This is a genomic window from Desulfovibrio sp. OH1186_COT-070 (assembly GCF_003860215.1).
In the GTDB taxonomy this organism is placed as follows: Bacteria; Desulfobacterota; Desulfovibrionia; order Desulfovibrionales; family Desulfovibrionaceae; genus Desulfovibrio.
On sequence record NZ_RQYH01000008.1, the window covers coordinates 37,401 to 56,184 of the forward strand.

An 18,784-nucleotide genomic window follows, 5' to 3' on the forward strand; every position below is an offset into this window, starting at 1 on the left:
AGAGGACGGAAAATGCGGCTTCAGGGAAGCACGGGATCAGGCTGCGCTGGTCAAATCCGGCGCTATCCCCCGGCGCGGGCAGAGGGCTGGTCCAGCCAGGACCGCAGTTGCTCCATCTGCGTGCGGACAGAGCGCGGCCCGGTTCCGCCGGGTGTTTCGCGCCTGAGCACCGCCGCTGCATAGTCCAGCACTGCATGAACATCTTCGCCGATGCGTGGATCAATGGCTTGAAGGCAGGAAAGTTCCATGTCCTCCAGGCCTTTTCCTTCACGTTCTGCGGCGGCGACTGCCTGGCCGGTGACGTGGTGCGCTTCGCGAAAAGGCAAACCCTTGCCCACCAGATAGTCGGCCAGTTCCGTCGCGTTGAGAAATCCTGCCTTGCAGGCTTCGCGCATTCTGTCTGCGCGGAAGGAGAGGGCATCCATCATCCCGGCCATGAGATGCAATGAAGCCTCCAGGGTGCGGTCAGCGTCGAGAAAGCCTTCCTTGTCTTCCTGCATGTCGCGGTTGTAGGCCAGCGGCAATCCTTTCATGACGGTCATGAGGCCCATCAGGGAACCGTAGACGCGCCCTGTCTTGCCGCGCATGAGTTCGGCCACATCAGGATTCTTTTTTTGCGGCATGATGGAGGAACCGGTGGCATAGGCATCGGGCAGGCGGACAAAACCGAATGCCGGATTGGCCCAGAGGATGATCTCCTCACAAAGGCGCGAAAGGTGCATCATGGCTGTAGAGGCACAGAACAGGGCTTCCAGAACAAAATCACGGTCAGAAACTGCGTCCAGAGAGTTGCCGCAAATATGTTCAAAACCCACATCCTGCGCCACACTCAAGGGATCAAGCGCATAGGTGGTTCCGGCCAGTGCCGCCGCGCCCAGAGGGGAGATGCGTGTACGTTCGAGGGCATCTTCCATACGCTGGCAGTCGCGGCAGAACATCCAGGCATAGGCCAGAAGATGGTGGGCCAGACTTACGGGCTGCGCGGGCTGAAGGTGGGTGCAGCCGGGGAGGATGGTTTGTGCATGTTCTTCCGCGCGCCGCAGCAGCACCCGGCAAAGTTCGCGCGCGCGATCCTGCCAGACTGTCATTCTGTCAGCGACAAAAAGGCGGAAGCTCAGCCCCACCTGATCGTTGCGGCTGCGCCCGGTATGCAGTTTTTTTCCCGTTGGGCCGATGATTTCTGTCAGGCGTGCTTCGATGTTCATGTGCACGTCTTCCAGTTCTGGCTTCCAGACAAAGGCTCCCGACGCGATTTCTTCACGCACCTGTTCCAGGCCGGACACAAGATGCATGGCCTCTTCGTGGCTGATGATCCCCTGGCGTCCAAGCATGCGGGCGTGAGCTTGCGATGCTTTGATATCGTGGGCGTAGAGCGCCCTGTCATAGGACTGGGAGTCGGTATAGCGGGCTACGGACTCGCTGGGGCCCTCGGCAAAGCGGCCCCCCCAGCTCTGGTTGGTCTTCATTGATGCACCCGTTTTTCGTCCTGGCTCGGGGTTTGCGCTGAACCGCCGCATGCTGCCGACATTTTCATGCTGTCCACAATCTAGCGGGAAAGGGCTTGCCTGACTGCCGCATACAGGCGCAGGCGCAGGCTGTTGAGACGGATAAAGCCCGCCGCGTCCCTGTGGTCGTAATCCCCACCTTCAAACGTGGCCAAATCTTCAGAGAAAAGGGAGTGGGGCGAGGTGCGGGCCAGGGGCCATACGCCGCCCTTGTACAGTTTGGCCGTCACCGTGCCTGTGACACCTTCCTGGGATTTGTCCATGAAAGCCTGAAGGGCTTCCCGCTCGGGCGAGTACCAGAATCCGTTGTAGACAGAGCGGGAGTACTGCACGGCCAGCATGTCGCGGATGGCCAGAACCTCCCTGTCCATGCAGATGCCCTCAAGGTCGCGGTGCAGGGCAAAAAGAAGGGTGCCTGCCGGATTTTCATAAACCCCGCGGCACTTCATGCCCACAAAGCGGTTTTCCACCATGTCGTCGCGCCCGATGCCGTGACGCCCGGCAATGGTGCTGAGGGTACTGATGACGGAGGCTGGCGAAAGACGCTGGCCGTTGACGGCCACGGGATTGCCGCGCTCAAACTCCACCTTGAGAATTTCCGGCTGCTCGGGAGCCTGTTCCACGGGGGTGCACCGTTGATGACAGGCGGCATCGGGCGGTGTGTCCGGATCTTCCAGTTCGCTGCCCTCAAAGCTGGTGTGCAGCATATTGGCATCCATGCTGTAGCGTTTTGCCTCGCTGGAAATGGCAATGCCGTGCTTTTCGGCAAAGGAGGTGAGGGCAGTGCGCGACATGAGATCCCATTCGCGCCAGGGAGCAATAACCTTCAAATCCGGAGCCAGTGCGCTGACGGACAGCTCAAAACGCACCTGGTCATTGCCTTTGCCCGTGGCGCCGTGGGCCACGGCATCGGCTCCTTCCTTGCGGGCCACGTCCACAAGGGCCTTGGCAATGAGGGGCCGGGCAATGGATGTGCCCAAAAGGTAGCGCCCTTCGTAGCGCGCCGCGCCCCGCAGCATGGGGAACACAAAATCCCTGGCCATTTCTTCACGTAAGTCCAGCACATGGGCTTTGGACGCTCCTGTCGCCAGCGCCTTGGCTTCCACGCCGCTGAGGTCTTCAGGCTGGCCCAGGTCAGCGGTGACGGTGATGACCTCGCAGCCGTAGGTTTCCATGAGCCATTTGAGGATCACCGATGTGTCAAGCCCACCGGAATAGGCGAGCACGACCTTTTTGACGCTTTGCATGTCGTACCTCGTGTGTGGATGACAGGGGGAAAAAATCGTTTCTTCACCTGCCAGACTGTGGCAAGCTGGGGTTACAGCAATTTCTGTTGGCGCAGCACATCCGTCAGGCGTTTTTTGGGTTCTTCGCTCATGGGACAGAGGGGCAGGCGCATCTCGTCCCGCATTCGCCCCATGAGTCCCAGAGCCGTCTTGACGGGGATGGGATTGCTCTCGAAGAACAGGGCCTCATGGAGGGGAAAAAGCCCGTGATGGATGCGCGCAGCACCCGCAAGGTCGCCCGAGGCAAAGGCATTGTACATGGCGGCCATGCTTCGCGGGGCCACATTGGATGTGACCGAGATCATCCCGCAGCCGCCCAGTGACATGAGGGGCAGGGCTGTAAGGTCATCGCCGGAAAGCACGCAAAACCCCTGTGGACAGGCGGCCAGCACCTTGCTGCCCTGAACCATGTCGCCCGTAGCTTCCTTGACGCCCACAATATGGGGAAAATCATGGGCCAGACGGGCCAGGGTGGCGGGCAGCAGGTTGCAGCCCGTGCGGCCCGGCACATTGTAGGGAACCAGCGGCAGATCCACAGCCTGGGCAATGGCTTTGAAGTGCCGGTAGAGCCCTTCCTGGGTGGGTTTGTTGTAGTAGGGGGTGATGAGCAGGGCACCATCGGCTCCGGATTTTTTGGCAAAAAGGGCCAGACGGATGGCTTCTGCCGTGTTGTTGGAACCAGCGCCGGCCAGTACCGGTACACGGCCTCTGGTCTGCTCGATACAGATTTCTATGACCCTTTCGTGTTCCTCATGGGTGAGGGTGGCTGACTCCCCCGTGGTGCCGCAGGGCACAAGGCCGTGAATACCCTCGCTGATCTGGAATTCGATGAAGTCGCGGTATGCCGCCTCGTCCAGGGCGTTGTTTTTGAGAGGGGTGACAAGTGCCGTCATGGCGCCGGAAAATCGCATGACCAACTCCTTAACGATACAAAAACAGGTTTCCATCCACGGGAAGCTTTCTGCCCGGGGAAGACGGTTGCGTGGAGTGCGCGCAAGGCTTTGCGCGGGGGGTTACCTGTTGATGAATTCTTTCAGTTCCTTGCCAGCACGGAAAAACGGCAGACGTTTGGCCGCCACGGCAACACTATCGCCCGTTTTGGGGTTGCGGCCTGTATAGCCTTCGTATTCCTTGATCTTGAAGCTCCCAAAACCGCGGATTTCAATGCGCTCTCCGGCGAGCAGCGCGTTTTTTGTGGAGTTGAAGAAGATGTTGACCACCAGGGCCGCATCGTCCAGAGGAATGTTGGCTTCGTCAGCCAGCGTTTTGATCAGTTCGCTTTTGTTCATTCCGCCTCCGTGACTGCGGTGCAGGTTTGACCAAGCGTACGGTCGAAAAATTCCGGATCCGCCTTTTTGTCCGCATGTCAGATATACTTTATCCCGTACAGTTCATACCTATTCCAGCCGTCTGTCAAGCCTGGGACGGTGTTTTTTCCGCAATGGCGGAGGGAGGCTGCAGGACACGACGGGGCGCCAGCCAGTCCAGCATGCTGAGCCGCAGGCGCTGGATTTTTGTGGCGATGGTCTGCAAGTCCTTGGAAGCAGGGCTGCCCGGCGCATACCGCAAAAGCATCTGCTGATGGCATACCGCCTCTGCCAGTTTGCTGTCGCTGCGGACATGCCCCAGAAACATGGGCTCCAGATGCAGAAAATGACGGCAGGTTGTGTGCAACTTGTCAAAGGAAGCCTTGGCCTCCGCAGCCGAAGCTGCCTGGTTGACCAGCACCATGAAGTCCCGCAGCCCGTAGGTGGAGTTGAGCACCTTGATGAGCGCATAGCTGTCCGTCAGGGAGGTCGGCTCCGGAGTGATGACAACAATGCGCATGGCAGCCATGGCCGCGAAGGTCTGCACCGTGCCGGAAATGCCAGCGCCTATGTCCAGAAAAACATAGTCGTAACCGTGCAGAATACCCTCCAGCCGCGAAAGCAGAAGATCCCGCTCGTCCGGTCTGATTTCCGTCAACTCGGGCACACCGCTGGCTGCGGGCAGAATATCGAAGCCCTGTGGCTCCAGGTGGTAGAGCACATCGGCCATTTCGGCCTGCCCCAGCAGGGCTGTCTGGAGGTTGGCCTCGGGCGTGATGCCCAGAAGAACATCCAGATTGGCCAGGCCCAGGTCACAGTCCATGAGCAGATTCTTGTATCCGTTCTGGTACAGGGCACAGGCCAGATTGAGCGAAATATTGGTTTTTCCCACACCGCCCTTGCCGCTCAGCAAGGCCACGCTCAGGGTTGTCGTTGCCATCAGTATTGTCCCCCAAAAAAGAGAAAGCGTTTTTCCTTGGAATGCACAAGTGAGGCGTGGTCTTCAAGCGCGGTGTTTTCCGCAAGGAAGATATGCCCCTGTTTTTGGGCCAGTGCCGCGTTCAGGGCCTGGATGGCCTTGTCCAGCGCAGAGGGGCCGGCCACGGTTTCTGCGGACGTTATGCAGACAACGCCCACAGCGCAGGTCTGGGTTTTCTCCCCCGTGCGGGCAGAGGCGATGGCCGCAGCCTGTACGGTAAAAGAGCGTTGCAGTTCTTCGGCCATCAGGCGCGCCCGCAACCGGCTGACGCCGGGCAGAAGCAGAACATGGCAGCTGTCTCCCAGACTGCCCGCGCTGTCGCATTCTTCCGCAAGAGAAAGCAGGCAGGAATGCAGCAGGCGTTCCAACTCGCTGCCAATGTTTCCGTCCCGGCGGGCCAGAGCCTCGCTGTTGCAGGGCGTTGCGGCAAGAACGCACAGGTCGCCGCCGGTGCGCTTGAGGCGCAGCAATTCGCGGTCTATCTGGGCAGCAAAAAGTCCGTCTGTCAGGATGTTTGTCAACTGCCTGACGGGGACATGCCGGGCCTTGCCCGTTTTGCTTTGTGGGGCGCGGCGGTCTTGGCGTTGCCCGGAAAGCGCCATGTTCTGTACAGGAAGAGCACACCAGTGCTCCGCCGGGTAACGGCGGCGGAAGGCACGCCAGTCTTCCAGGCTGAATCCGTGCAGCAAGCGAGCCACAACAACGGCCTCGGCGCTGATGCCGTCCGCTTCGTGCAGGGCCTGCAATTCCTCGGCCAGAGAGTCGAAATCAGCGCGTTTGCTCATGGCGATAGAGGAGGTAGTCGTGTTGAAAGCGGTCTATCTGCCCGTCCAGAACGCCGTCCACATCGCCGGCTTCCGTGCCTGTGCGGTGATCCTTGACCAGCCTGTACGGTTGCAGGGTATAGGTGCGTATCTGGCTGCCGAAAGCAATGGCATCCTTGCCGGCATAGTCGGCCTGCCTCTGCGCATCGCGCTTTTGCAGTTCCAGATTGTAGAGGCGGGCACGCAGCACGCGCAGCGCGGTTTCCCTGTTATGGTGCTGGGACTTTTCGTTCTGACACTGGGCAGTGACACCTGTGGGCAGGTGGGTGATGCGCACGGCAGAGCTTGTGGTGTTGACGCTCTGGCCGCCGGGGCCGCTGGAGCGGAAAATATCCACCCGCAGGTCTGACTCCTTGATATCCAGGGTAATGTCATTGCCCGCGTCGGGGATGACATCCACCGAGGCAAAAGATGTGTGGCGACGACCGGAAGAATCAAAGGGGGAAATGCGTATCAGGCGGTGGATGCCCCGTTCGCTCTTGAGAAAACCGAAGGCATGCGCCCCTCCCACACGCAGGGTGACGCTTTTGATACCGGCCTCGTCACCGGGCAGATAATCCATTTCTTCCAGGGTATAGTTATGGCGGGCCGCCCAGCGGCTGTACATGCGCAACAGCATCTCCGCCCAGTCCTGGGATTCCGTGCCGCCCGCGCCCGGGTGGATTTCAAGAATGGCGTCCTGATTGTCTTCTTCTGCAGAAAGCAGCATGACCAGTTCGGTTTCGTCAAGCTTTTCTTCCAGATCCCGCCGCTGCTGCTCCAGGGATTCCAGAACTTCCTGATCATCATCTTCCGCCGCCAGAGAAAGCCATTCAATCATGTCGTCATGGCTGGTTTTGAGACGCGACAGGCGCTCTGCCTCGTCTTCAAGACGGCGTTTTTCCTGCAGAATGGGGGTCAGGGCTTCGGGGTTGTCCCACGCGCCCGGACGGGAAATTTCTGTTTCAATGTCCTTCAGGCGTTGGTTGACAGCTTCAACGTCAAAGACGCCCCCAAAGGGTGGCAAAGCGTTGGACGAGGGGCTGGCAGGCGGCACGCAGGTCGGTATATTGCAGCATATGACTAGCCAGGGGGTTGAGGGTGGGGGGAGGTGGCGCCCTGCCGGGAAACAATGGTCAGGATGAGCAGGAGCGCCAGTGCGGCAAAAGGCAGCCAAGGGGAAAGCCTGTGGAACAGGCTGGGGACATTTTGGGTCTGCGCCCGTGCCCACAGGGCCTGCGCCCGAAACTGACCACCGCTCATGACCAGCCGACCACGCGTATCCACCACGGCGGAAATGCCCGTATTGGTTCCGCGCAGTATCCAGCGATTCTGCTCCAGAGCACGCAGGGCGGTCAGGTACAGGTGCTGCCGTGGAGCGGGCGTATCCGCAAACCAGCCGTCATTGCTGATGTCCACAAGGACGTTTGCTCCATCAGCCACGCGGGCCTGAGCCAGCCACGGGAAGATACCTTCATAGCATATGAGCATGCCGAGGGCAAGGTTTCCCTGTCGCAGAGGGGCCGTGGCCCTGCCTTTCTTGTACACGCCCACGCCCTGCAATAAGGCTTCGAGAAAATGCCAGTCCAGCCACGACGGCAGATATTCGCCGAAGGGTACCAGATGTTCCTTGTCATAGTGGGCTACCGTACTGCCGTCCGGCCCCAGCAAAAAAGCACGGTTGTAAACGTCCGGATTTTTTTGTCCGTGGCGTCGTTCCGTCCCCGGAGCGCCCAGCAGCAGGGGGCTCTGGCTTGAGGAGGCCAGTTGGCGCACCCTGGGAGAATGCAGCTGGTTGGTTTCAAAATAGAAAGGCAGGGCTGTTTCCGGCCAGATGATCAGGGGGCGGAGGTGGGGTTTCTGCTCCAGGGCAGCGAACGTCAGTCCCAGATAAAGGTCCACGGTCTGCCGCTGGAATGCCGGAACCCATTTCTGGTTCTGATCCACATTGCCTTCCACAAAGAGCACGTCAAAGCTCTGCGGGCCTTGGGCTTCCGCCAGGGGGTCAGCGTGCAGTTTCCATGCGCCGCAGGCCAGAAGCAGGATCGTCAGCCCCAAGCCCGAAACAAGGCAGGTCAGAGTGTTTTTGATTGCAGAAAAGCGCACAAAGCCAAAACAGCACCAGAGGGCCGCCGTGGACCAGAGCCCGGCCAGCGCATAGGCTCCAGTCGTGTCTGCGGCCTGTACGAGCAGAGGCCATGCAGCCAACGCGCCGCCCAGAGTCAGCCAGGGGAAACCCAGCATCAGGGCAGCCCCCAGTTCCAGCAGGTACCAGAAACACCCCAGAATCAGGGCCAGAATCCAAGGGGGCTGCCAGCGCAGCGTATAGGCCACCAGGGAAAAAATGCCGCCTGTGGAAGATACGCAGGCCACAACAAAAAGCGCGCAGGGCACAGCCAGAAACAAGGGCAGCCCCCCCACATTGTGCAGAGGCAAGGCAAGCCAGTACAGTGCGGCCATACCGCCCGCCAGAGTGGCCAGCCACCCCCGGCGCACGGCGTTTTTGCCATCACGGGCCGCAAGTCCCAGCAGGGCCAGGGCCACAGGCCAGAGCAACACCAGGGGAGGCAGTTGGAGGATATCGTTGGGAAAACCGGCCCAAATGCCCAGCACACAGAGTGCGCCAGACCCCCATGGGGGGGGGATGCGCCGAAGCTCTGCGGCATGGGGAAAATGTGCCTGCTTGCTCACCGTGACCTCAGGGGCAATGCGGAAAGACGTTCGCAACTCCTGTGCCTTTCCGTCAGGCCTTTTGCTGCCTGACGGAGCCAACCCCGCAAAGCGGGGTTTGTCATCAGTTTGAGGCACGCGCGCATCTTGCGTTCAGACGTTATCTTCGCTTTCCTGATGCGCAAGGGCAGCTTGTTGGGCCTGTTTTTCCGGCTCCATGCGTATGCGCAAAATGAGTTTCCGGTCAGCATCCAGCACCGTGAACAGCCATCCGCGCAGGGAAAAAACCTCACCGGGGGCGGGTACATGCCCGGCCTCCATGCTCAGGTAGCCGCCGATGGTGTCCACTTCGTCCGAATCCAGTTCCACGCCCATATCTTCCAGGTCTTCCAGCAAAGCCCGCCCGGTAAGCTCGTATACGTTGTCGCCCAGTGCGCGGATATCCTCCTCGCGGGGGGCATCGTGCTCATCTTCAATGTCCCCGACGATTTCTTCCAGCAGATCCTCAATGGTGATCAGGCCTGAGGTTCCGCCGTACTCGTCCAGGGCAATGGCGATATGCTGCTTGCGGGAGCGGAATTCCTGCAGGAGGGTGCGGATGGATTTGGTTTCTGGCACAAAGAAGGGTTCACGCATGACCTGGGCCACGGAAAGATTGCCCGCCTGGTCGTTCAGGATGCGGTGCAACAGATCCTTGGCGTGCAGGATGCCCACGATATTGTCGCGGGTTTCCCGGTAGACAGGGATGCGCGAGTGACCCGACTCCACAATGACACGCGCCACGTCTTGCAGAACAGCGTTGTCCGGGACGCAGTCAATGTCGGTGCGGGGGGTCATGGTGTCCTGCACCTGCAGGTCGTTGAAGCGCAGAATGCCCAGAAGCATGGATTCTTCTTCCGGCTCCACTTCACCTTCTGCGCTGGCTTCGAGAATGGCTTTTTCAAGGGATTCCTGATCGTCACGCCCAAACAGTCTGCTCAAGCGCGACCAGATGGTACTGTGACCGTCCGTGCCTCCGTCCAAAATGGCCTCCGGGGTTGATGGTTGCGCGCAGTCCTAGAGCAGTTTTTTCTGCTCACGGTCTATGCCCATAACCCATTGGGTTATGGGCGACACACCGCGCGCGGGCGTACTGTGAAACCAGGAAATTTCCGATTTTCCCTGTTCCAGCACCGCCCAGTTGGTAAAAATCGTGCCGAGCAGCAGGGCAGGGTTTTCTCCCTCCACCTGCCGGGCATGGAGCACGTCCAGCGTGCACCAGAACGTGACCACGCGGTCTTCCCTGTTTATATGGTAGATAAGCAGGCACAGCAACTGCGCATCTTTTTCCAGCGTTTCCGGGAGAACGCTCAGAGAGCTCAGGTCAAAGCGCAGAGCCATGCCCGTGGCAGAAATGTCCTCCACCTGTACGGGGGCAGCCGCCATATCCTGTTTGTAATGGATGAGAGGGCGGCCAATCTCTCCTGTGTCACGCGGAATGGGTGTGGCCGGATCCAGCTTCCAGATGCCGATGACGCGCACTTCGGCGCGGGGCGGCCTGACACGGATGAAATTGCGCTTCTGGCCCGCGTCCAGGTCTGCCGGGAAGGACAGCCGCAGGCGGGTCTTGTTTTTTCCCGCTTCCACGTTCTGGATGGCGGAGGAAAATTTGTAGGATACCTGCCCTGTGGGCAGAGCGGCGCGAAAATACACGTCAACCACTGTACCCGTGAGGTATCGGGAAATGTGGGACAGCACCTCAAGCTCCAGCTCGTTCTTGTTCAGATGTATGAGTATGGCGGTCAGGTTTTTGAAGGGGGCGGATTTGTCCCTCGGGACAATGTCAAAACCCTCGTTGTTGGCCTGGGCCAATTCGAGCATCTCGGCGATGACGGCTTTGCGTTTGGCCTCCTGTCTGCGCCGCAACAGGCGTGACTGAATGAACAGGGCAGTGGTCGTGGCGGCGACCAGAAGTATTGCGTAGAAAATGAAGAGGTGCTGGCCTGTCATGGGGTCACCGTGTTACTGTCGGGTTGCCCTGAGATTCTGCGGGTGTACGCGATCCCGCCCGCCCCGGATGCGCGGTAGCGTTGCAGGCAAAATTTGGGCGCGCGGCCTGTCCGTCATGGTTCTTGGTTCCGAGATGGTCGCAATGCCCTGATTCCGCTTCTGCGGCACGGGTGCGTTGTTGGTCGGCAGCGCCGGATCGGCCCAGCAGCCCCATTTTGTGAAGGTGTATCTCCAGGCAGGCCACAGCCGCCGGAGTTACTCCCGAAATGCGTCCCGCCTGCCCCAGGCTTGCGGGTTGCACACGCTTGAGTTTTTCAACCACTTCACAAGACAGTCCTGCTATCTTCGCATAATCCAGATGCGGGGGCAAGGGAGTCTTTTCTCGTCTGGCCGTGCGGGCCACCAATTCGCTCTGCCGTGCCAGATAGCCCGCGTATTTGAGCTCTGTCTGGACAGAAAAGGCTGCTTCTTCCCCCGCGGTTTCGCGTTGACTCGCCAGTTCCCGGCCGATGTCGGACAGACAGGGTTCCTGCGCCATCAGGAGGGTGTCCAAAAGACCGTCCAGATCCATATCCGGTCTGCGCAGAGTTTCGGCCAAGGTATGGCCGAGAGGCAGAGGGAGGGCGGGCAGCGCATTTTTGCCCGGGGACAGGCGCTTTTTTTCCAGATAGGAGCGGAAATAATGCACGCGCTTTTGCTTGGCGCAAAAAACTTCCCACTGCGCATCACTCACCAGCCCTGATTCGCGGCCCAGCGGCGTCAGGCGCGCATCGGCATTGTCTTCACGCAGCAGCAGGCGGTGTTCGGCGCGGGAGGTGAACATGCGGTACGGCTCCTGGGTTCCCAGCGTCACCAAATCGTCCACCAGAACAGCCATATAGGCTTCGTCACGGCGCAGAAAAAAGGGTTCGCGGCCGAACAGACGGCGGGAAATGTTCAGCGCGGCCCACAACCCCTGAGCCGCAGCCTCCTCATAGCCCGATGTGCCGTTGATCTGCCCGGCCAGCCAGAGGCCGGGCACAGCTTTGCTTTCCAGCGTGGGGCGCAACTGGACGGGATCGGCAAAGTCGTATTCAATGGCATAGCCGGGGCGCAGCATGACGGCTTTTTCCAGGCCGGGAATGGCATGAATCATGTCCATCTGCACGTCCAGAGGCAGGCTGGTGGAAATGCCGTTGGCATAAACTTCCGCGCTGTGCAGTCCTTCTGGCTCCAGAAAAATCTGGTGGCGTTCCCGCTGGGGAAAGCGCGCCACCTTGTCTTCAATGGATGGGCAATAGCGCGCACCCACGCCCTGAATCACGCCGGTGAACAGCGGTGAACGCTCAAAGCCTTGCCGGGCGATATCGTGCGCGCGCTCGTTGGTCCAGGTGATGTGGCAGGAAAGTTGCGGCAGGAGGGGGCCGGGTCCGTGAAAACTGAACCGGGGCAGCGGAGAGTCGCCGCGCTGCTCCTCCAGACGGTCATAGTCGATGGAAGAGCGCAGCAGACGGGGAGTTGTGCCGGTTTTCAGACGGCCCAGAGCAAGACCCAGCGACCGCAGATTGTCGGACAGCCCCAGCGACGGGGCATCGCCCAGACGTCCACCGGGCAGACTGGTCAGGCCCATGTGGATGCGCCCGTCCAGAAAGGTTCCTGTGGTCAGCAGCACATGTCGGGAGGCAAATGTCAGGCCCTGTGCAGTGCGCACTCCCGTAACGCCGTTGTCGTCAGTGATCACCTCCAGCACGGAATCTTGCCAGACGCGCAGGCCCGGGGTGGAATGGAGGGTGCTTTTGAGGGCGCGTTGGTAGGCCTCTCGGTCCATCTGCGCACGGGTGGCGCGCACGGCTGGCCCCTTGCTCTTGTTCAGAATCCGGAACTGGATGCCCGCAGCCTCGGCCCAAAGTCCCATCATACCGCCCAGAGCATCAATTTCGCGAACCATATGGCCCTTGGCCAGCCCGCCGATGGCCGGATTGCAGGACAGATAGCCCAGTCTGTCCAGATTGCCGCTGACCAGCAGCACAGTGTGCCCCAGCCGGGCCAGAGCAACCGCAGCCTCGCTTCCGGCATGTCCTCCTCCGGCGATGATACAGTCAAAGCTGGGCTCAGGCATGGACGGGGCTCATGAGCAGATGGGCAAAAACCTGCGCGTCCCTGATGGTGGCGGTGACGGAAGAGCGCTCGTCGGGCTGGTGGCAGGTGTTTTCAAGGCAGCTCCAGACAGCGGCATGCAGCCCGCGCTGCCGTAACAGAGCGGCTACAGTGGCACCACCAATACCCACAGGGCGGGCCTGCACCCCATAGACGCGGGTTATGGCTGCCTGCAGACGCGTCACCACCGGACTGTCCACGGGGATGGCGGAGGCGGCCTGCTGTTGCACAATGTCTACTTCAACTGAAACGTTGCGTTTGTCCGCCACGGTTGCCGCCAGTTCCAGCACCTTGCCGCGCACTTCTTCCGCACTGACTTGCGGCAGCAGGCGGCAGTCCAGATAGAAAGTGTCGTTGCCCGGAACCACATTGACGCTGGGCACATTGGCTTCGTGCTTGCTGGGTGTGAAGGTGGAAAATGGCGGCGAAAAAAGTTCGTCCCGTGCGGCAAAGGCCGTGGGCAAAAGCTCGTGGCAGAGCAACACCATCTCTGCTCCGGCCACAAGGGCGTTACGGCCCTTGTGCGGTGTGGACGCATGGCACTGCTGGCCGGTAATGCGGATTCTGAACCATATCTGGCTTTTTTCCGCCACTTCGATGACATCGCCGCGGGGGGAGCCCGCATCGGGAACGACATACAGGTCATCAGGGCTGAAAAAATGGGAGGCTGTATCAAGAATATGGGACAGGCCGTGGGCGCTTCCTGTTTCTTCGTCGGCCATGAACACAAGACCCAGATGCAATGGGGGGCTGGCCTTCATGGCCTGTACAGCCTTGGCCAGCAGCAGCATGCTTGCAATGGCCTGCTGATTGTCTTCCACTCCCCGTCCGTACACAAAGTCTCCCTCGCTGCGCGCGAACCAAGGGTCGGAAGTCCATGCGTCCGCTGGGCCGGGGGGCACAACGTCCATATGGGCGAAAAGCCAGAGAGTGTGCTTTCCCGTGCCGGGGAGGCGCGCAAGCACATTGGGGCGCAGGCCGCTTTCCACCCGGGAATCGGGGGAGTCCAGGCGCACAAGATCGGAAACGCCTTGGGCCGCGAGCCAGTCCGCGATACAGAGCGCCTTGGCGCTCTCGCCCTGGCCTCCGTTTTCCGGCCCCAGAGCCTTGCGGGCCGTGAGCAGGGTTTGCAGGTGCGCCACATCCTGACGGCAGGCGTCCAGACTACGGAATATGGTGTCCAGCGTATCGGCCATATGGCGCATTCCTCATCCGCAGGTGGCGGCCGCATCCGGGCAGGCTTGCAGTTTTTGCAGCCCGGCGGTTTATGGCTCCGCCGGACTGCCCGCGCACGCGTCCGTACTAGCGTCCGCCCTTGGCCGCGCGTTTGGAGGCCTTCAGCGGGTTGACCTTGGCGGCGGAGGAGGACTGCACCTTGACATGGGTGGCAAAGTTACAGCGTCCGGACAGCCATTTTTTTTCCGGCAGGGGATAGCTGGAGCAGAACTGCTGGCCTTCAAATTCGCGAATTCGGTCACAGCCCGTGCACTGCTCCACCACGGGAGAAAGAACAAAACCTTTGACGACAACACCTTCGTTGGTTCTGTTGGCGTTTTCCAGAGGAGTCATGGCATACCTCCATGCCGCGCAATGGCGCGTGTAAGACAAAGAAAGGCGGTTTACCCGCCACGAAAGTTATAAATGATAGGGCCAAAGGGAATATTCTGTCAAGATTTTTTCTGAAAGGCAGCTGTTTTTTGCGCGAAAATGCCCGCGAAACTGCGGGCATTTTCGGCGGAGGGGACGCTGCCCTCTCCCCCCGTCTTGGGGGATAGCGCAAAAAACCGGCAAAGAAAACGTTGCCTGCGCGAGATGTTTGTGCCGCTGTTCCTACGCCCAGAGAATAAGCCCTGTATCCAGAGGCGAAGCCAAGGCCGGGTGCATGGGCATGACGCGCACTCCGTAGCGGTAGTTGCCGCTGCTGCTGGGGATGTAGGTGGCGGCATAGTCCATGCCGTTGTCGCCGTGGTCCGCCTGACGCGGATCCAGCCGCAGCACTTCCGGTTTGTCCCGAAAATTTCCCGAGCGGAATGCCTGCCCGATGACGAGTTGCACCAGAACTTCTTCCGGCTTCATTTCGCCCAGGTGCATGTGCAGGCGGATACTGACAGGTTCTCCGCAGGTCATGGTGTTTTCTTCCACGCCGCCGATGGCCAGTTCTTCAATCCTGATGGTTCCGAAGCGTGCGGGCAGATCCTGTTCCCAGGTGGCCAGTTCACGGCAAAGCGCCCAGTCATTGGCATGCAGCATGTTGCGCCGCGCTGCTCCGCGCAGGTAATATTGCTGGATATAGTCGGTAAGCATGCGGTTGCTGCTGTACATACTTGTGAGGCTCTTGAGCGAGCGTTTTGCCATGGCAATCCACTGATGGGGCAGACCGAAGGAATCGCGGTCATAGTACAGGGGGCTTACCGTTTCTTCCAGAAGGGTGTACAGAGATTCGGCGTCAAGATAGTCGTTCTGATCCTTGGTGGGCAGTTCGGTGGAGATCACCGGTCCGATGGTCCAGCCGTTCTGGCGGTTGTAGCCCTCGCACCACCAACCATCGGAGATGCTCAGATTGAGGCCGCCGTTGACAGGCAGCTTCATGCCGCTGGTGCCCGATGCTTCGTGGGGTCGACGGGGCGTGTTGAGCCATACGTCGCATCCCTGGCTCATGAGGCGCGACACCCCCATACTGTAGTTTTCGAGAAAGAAGATGTGCCCCAGGAAGCGTGTGTCCCTGCTCATGCGCACGACTTCCTGAATCAGGTTGATGCCCGCTTCGTCGGCGGGATGGGCCTTGCCCGAAAAAACAAGGACAACTGGCCTCTGGGGATTGGTCAGGATGCGTTCCAGACGTTCGGGATCGGCAAAGAGCAGGGTGGCTCTTTTGTACGGCGCGAAACGGCGCGCGAATCCGATGACCAGGGTTTCCGGTTTGAGCAGACGGTTCATTTTGTGGCGTTGCTCAGTGTCGAGATTCAGCTTTTGAGTCAGAAGCGGGATCTGCCCGCGCAGTTCTTCCAGCAGGGCTTCCTTCTGATGCATGCGCGCCCCCCAGAAAGCATCGTCGGGAATGCCGTCCACCTTGTCCCATATGCCGGAGCCGGGGGGAGCTTGCAACCAGCCGGATCCGAGGTGGTGGGTCAGCAGTTCGTTTATCCAGTTGCCCACATACGAAGGCGTGTGGATGCCGTTGGTGATGTGCCCGATGGGCGTTTCGGCGTGGGGCAGGCCCTTCCAGAGCTTGTTCCACATATGGCGGGAAACAACGCCGTGCAGACGGCTGACGCCGTTGGCCCAGCAGGAATACCGTAAGGCCAGCACAGTCATCTGGAAAGAATTGTCATCACCGCCCTCGATCTGTCCCATCTGGAGAAATTGCTGCCAGGAAAGGCCCAGGTTGGAGGCAATGCCGCTGAAATAGCGTTCCATGAGATCCAGCGAGAAAGTTTCGTTGCCTGCGGGAACCGGCGTATGTGTGGTAAAAAGCGTGTTGGAACGTACGCGTACAATGGATTCGGGCAGATTCATGCCCATGCCCAGACATTCCTGCAAACGCTCCAGAACCATGAACGCCGAGTGCCCTTCGTTCATGTGAAAGACACTGGGAGTGATTTTCAGCGTACGCAAAAGGCGCATGCCCCCCATGCCCAGCACCATTTCCTGCAGCAGACGTATTTCGCGGTTGGCTTCGTACAGGCGGTTGGTGATTTTTCGGTCTTCGTCAGTATTGCGGCGGGTATCCGTATCCATGAGGTAGAGGCAGACGCGCCCCACCTGAAGCTTCCAGACCCTGGCGAAAAGCAGGCGTCCCGGCAACTCCAACTGGATGAAAACGGGCTGCTTTTCTTCGTCATACATCATTTTGACGGGCAGATGCGCAAAATCATTAATCGGGTATTGGGCTATCTGGCGACCGTTCTCGTCAATTTCCTGTTTGAAATAGCCGTTTTTGTACAGCAGGCCCACGCCAACCAGCGGCACGGCCATGTCCGAGGCGGACTTGAGATGGTCGCCCGAAAGAATGCCCAGCCCGCCGGAATAAATGGGAATGGATTCATTCAGCCCGTATTCTGTGGAAAAATACGCAATGGGCCTCTGCGGCGTGATGTCGGCACTGAGCGAACGCAACGGTTCTGCCATGTAGGTGTCGAAGTTTTCCATCACCCTGTGGTAGAGAGCCATGTACTCCTCGTTGCGCAAAAGCTCACGGAAGCGTTCCGGGGTGGCTCTTTCGAGCATTTTCAGAGGATTGCGGCATGACTCCCAAAGCGCCGGATTGAATGCCATGAAGAGATTTCTGGCCCCGTCAAGCCAGCTCCAGACGACGTTCTGGGCCAGATCGCGCAGCCGGGCAAGGGGTGCGGGCACTTCAGCCACGGCCATGATGGGCCGCAGAAAAGGCGTGGCCGAGCAGGAAGCCGTCAGCACGCGCGTCAGGGCACTGTGTCCGGGCGTCTGCTCCACGCGTGTATCAGCTTTTTTGAGCGCCAGATGAAAAGCTTCAAGGTAGTTGGCAAAAAAGTGTCCCCAGGAACTTCTGTCCGCCAGGCGGCGTGCCTGCTTGCGCCGTTCGGCGTGCTCCTGCTCGTGGCTGCCGACAATGGACAGTATGGCCGAATGCAGGGCTGTGGCACTCTGTTCCATGTTTTTTCCGCGGCGCGGGAGAACCAGAACGCCGGAGAGAGAGGGCGGCATGTCCTGCAACTGTTCGCGTGCCCACATGCCGAAACCCGAAAGGTCCGTCGTCAGGGTGGGAACACTCCAAGCCGCAGATTCCTGCGGGGTATATCCCCATGGTTCGTACCAGGAAGGGAAAAAACCGTAATCGCAGGCTGTCAGCACTTCTTCATAGGGCATGTTGAAAAAGCCGTCATTGCCGTCCAGCATGGCAGGAACAAAAATGATTTTGACGCGCCTGTCCGGGCTGTTGTCCAGGCCCAGGCGGCGGCAGGAATTGATGATGGGATCCTGCGGGGCATTCCAGGCGTAGTGCGTGCAGATAAAGGGCCGGCCACTGTCGCTGGCATCGTGGGCTCCGGAAATTGCCGCCGGATTGGGGCCTGTATGGCCCCCCATGACAAGGCAGAGCACAAGAATGCGCGCGTCCGTGCCCGTCAGGCTTTGTTCCGTGCGGGCCAAGGCCTCCAGAAAAACATCCACCCCCTTGTTGTGCATTTCATACCGGCCGGAAATGACAAATATGCGCGTGTTCTTTGGCAAATCGCAACGCAGAAAGCGTTTGGCGGCCTCCATGACCTTGGCACGGTGAGATTCGGGCACACTGCGGTCGGCGGAGTAGTCCGGGATGACGCGCATATCCAGACCGTTGGTGGTAATGACATCGGGTGTGCGGCCCAGAAATACCGTGGACTCTTCTCCAGTGATGGGGCTTACTGTGGTGAAAATGTCGGCCTCTCTGGCAGAAGCACTTTCCAGGGACCACTTGGCCGTGACGTTCAGCCCGACGGCTTCACTGGCCGGATTGAAATTGCGCAGATTGCTGTAAATATCGCGTCCGTTGCCCGCCAAAGCACGGCCAAGCATGGTGGCGTGGGTAGTGAAAACAGTGCCCACCGCCGGGGCGATTTTTTTGAGCATGAGCAGGCCCGCACCGCACATCCATTCGTGGAACAAGGCCACGCTACGCCCCTTGATGGCCTCCACGCGGGTTTCGTGAATAGCGGCAATGACTTCGCCGCAGGCCGAAGAAAACATGACCGGCTCCAGGTAGTCCCAACCGCCTGACAGGGAGTCCACGCCATAGTTTTTCCACATGTCGTAAAGCAACTGGTTTCCGGCATAGCGTTTGGCAAAATCCACCAGAATGGCCTTGGGCCTGCCGGGAATGTTCCAGCGGCCCAGCCTGCATTTTAGATCCCTGGCGGCCAGTGCCAGCCGCAGAGAATCCCAGAGATGTTCGTCCGTTTCTTCAAAATCCTGACTTTCCTGCAAAAGAGGCCCAAGAAGAAAATAATCCTCTCCAAAATGCTCCACCGCCTGCAGAGCCTTGCTGCTGACCACAGAATAGATGCCGCCTACCTTGTTGCAGACTTCCCAACTGACTTCAAAAAGTGTGACAGGGGATTTGCTGAATTCCATGAAAACTCCTTGCTTCTGCAGA

The 18,784-nt window shown here is 59.6% G+C and carries 13 protein-coding genes and 1 pseudogene; all 14 read right to left on the minus strand.

Annotated elements, in window-relative coordinates:
* Nucleotides 1–62: 62 nt before the first annotated feature.
* Nucleotides 63–1,466, minus strand: a complete 1,404-nt coding sequence (gene argH / locus EII23_RS04530) for an argininosuccinate lyase (RefSeq protein ID WP_124792200.1) — start codon at nt 1,464–1,466, stop codon at nt 63–65.
* Between the two features lie 80 nt (nt 1,467–1,546).
* Nucleotides 1,547–2,752 (minus strand): argininosuccinate synthase, encoded by a 1,206-nt coding sequence (locus tag EII23_RS04535; RefSeq protein ID WP_124792201.1) that lies wholly within the window; start codon nt 2,750–2,752, stop codon nt 1,547–1,549.
* A gap of 71 nt (nt 2,753–2,823) precedes the next feature.
* Nucleotides 2,824–3,702, minus strand: a complete 879-nt coding sequence (gene dapA, locus EII23_RS04540; RefSeq protein ID WP_124792202.1) for a 4-hydroxy-tetrahydrodipicolinate synthase — start codon at nt 3,700–3,702, stop codon at nt 2,824–2,826.
* Between the two features lie 102 nt (nt 3,703–3,804).
* Nucleotides 3,805–4,080: an HU family DNA-binding protein gene (locus tag EII23_RS04545; RefSeq protein WP_124792203.1), complete on the minus strand. Its 276-nt coding sequence runs from the start codon at nt 4,078–4,080 to the stop codon at nt 3,805–3,807.
* 124 nt (nt 4,081–4,204) lie between these two features.
* Entirely contained in the window at nt 4,205–5,038 is an 834-nt protein-coding gene (locus EII23_RS04550; protein WP_124792204.1) for a MinD/ParA family protein, read from the minus strand.
* Nucleotides 5,038–5,862 (minus strand): GGDEF domain-containing protein, encoded by an 825-nt coding sequence (locus tag EII23_RS04555; protein WP_124792205.1) that lies wholly within the window; start codon nt 5,860–5,862, stop codon nt 5,038–5,040. The genes EII23_RS04550 and EII23_RS04555 overlap by 1 nt, the downstream gene beginning before the upstream one ends.
* Nucleotides 5,846–6,959, minus strand: a protein-coding gene (gene prfB / locus EII23_RS04560; protein WP_185702293.1) for a peptide chain release factor 2 whose coding sequence is annotated in 2 segments (ribosomal slippage) — nt 5,846–6,883 and nt 6,885–6,959 — 1,113 coding nt in all. Because the reading frame shifts where the segments join, the coding sequence is not laid out codon by codon here. The genes EII23_RS04555 and prfB overlap by 17 nt, the downstream gene beginning before the upstream one ends.
* Before the next feature lie 4 nt (nt 6,960–6,963).
* Nucleotides 6,964–8,688 (minus strand): apolipoprotein N-acyltransferase, encoded by a 1,725-nt coding sequence (lnt, locus tag EII23_RS04565; protein WP_260424593.1) that lies wholly within the window; start codon nt 8,686–8,688, stop codon nt 6,964–6,966.
* A gap of 15 nt (nt 8,689–8,703) precedes the next feature.
* Entirely contained in the window at nt 8,704–9,573 is an 870-nt protein-coding gene (locus EII23_RS04570; RefSeq protein WP_124792207.1) for a hemolysin family protein, read from the minus strand.
* Between the two features lie 33 nt (nt 9,574–9,606).
* On the minus strand, nt 9,607–10,539 hold the full coding sequence (locus EII23_RS04575) for a hypothetical protein (protein WP_124792208.1): 933 nt from the start codon (nt 10,537–10,539) through the stop codon (nt 9,607–9,609).
* Nucleotides 10,540–10,747: 208 nt separating this feature from the next.
* Nucleotides 10,748–12,637, minus strand: a pseudogene (gene mnmG / locus EII23_RS04580) (tRNA uridine-5-carboxymethylaminomethyl(34) synthesis enzyme MnmG); the annotation flags it as partial.
* Entirely contained in the window at nt 12,630–13,871 is a 1,242-nt protein-coding gene (locus tag EII23_RS04585) for a M20 family metallo-hydrolase (protein WP_124792210.1), read from the minus strand. The gene EII23_RS04585 and the pseudogene mnmG, both read right to left, overlap by 8 nt.
* 106 nt (nt 13,872–13,977) lie before the next feature.
* A complete protein-coding gene (locus EII23_RS04590) occupies nt 13,978–14,244 on the minus strand; it encodes a PxxKW family cysteine-rich protein (RefSeq protein WP_124792211.1) in 267 nt (88 codons plus the stop codon).
* A gap of 261 nt (nt 14,245–14,505) precedes the next feature.
* Complete coding sequence (gene glgP / locus EII23_RS04595; protein WP_124792212.1) at nt 14,506–18,762, minus strand: alpha-glucan family phosphorylase; 4,257 nt, start codon at nt 18,760–18,762, stop codon at nt 14,506–14,508.
* Between the last annotated feature and the right edge of the window lie 22 nt (nt 18,763–18,784).

What these genes read in the sequence shown, in the direction of transcription:
- EII23_RS04590 (WP_124792211.1), bottom strand. Translation starts at nt 14,244, where the DNA reads ATGACTCCTCTGGAAAACGCCAACAGAACCAACGAAGGTGTTGTCGTC.
- EII23_RS04585 (WP_124792210.1), bottom strand. Translation starts at nt 13,871, where the DNA reads ATGGCCGATACGCTGGACACCATATTCCGTAGTCTGGACGCCTGCCGT.
- EII23_RS04550 (WP_124792204.1), bottom strand. Translation starts at nt 5,038, where the DNA reads ATGGCAACGACAACCCTGAGCGTGGCCTTGCTGAGCGGCAAGGGCGGT.
- dapA (WP_124792202.1), bottom strand. Translation starts at nt 3,702, where the DNA reads ATGCGATTTTCCGGCGCCATGACGGCACTTGTCACCCCTCTCAAAAAC.
- EII23_RS04535 (WP_124792201.1), bottom strand. Translation starts at nt 2,752, where the DNA reads ATGCAAAGCGTCAAAAAGGTCGTGCTCGCCTATTCCGGTGGGCTTGAC.
- glgP (WP_124792212.1), bottom strand. Translation starts at nt 18,762, where the DNA reads ATGGAATTCAGCAAATCCCCTGTCACACTTTTTGAAGTCAGTTGGGAA.
- EII23_RS04575 (WP_124792208.1), bottom strand. Translation starts at nt 10,539, where the DNA reads ATGACAGGCCAGCACCTCTTCATTTTCTACGCAATACTTCTGGTCGCC.
- EII23_RS04545 (WP_124792203.1), bottom strand. Translation starts at nt 4,080, where the DNA reads ATGAACAAAAGCGAACTGATCAAAACGCTGGCTGACGAAGCCAACATT.
- EII23_RS04555 (WP_124792205.1), bottom strand. Translation starts at nt 5,862, where the DNA reads ATGAGCAAACGCGCTGATTTCGACTCTCTGGCCGAGGAATTGCAGGCC.
- argH (WP_124792200.1), bottom strand. Translation starts at nt 1,466, where the DNA reads ATGAAGACCAACCAGAGCTGGGGGGGCCGCTTTGCCGAGGGCCCCAGC.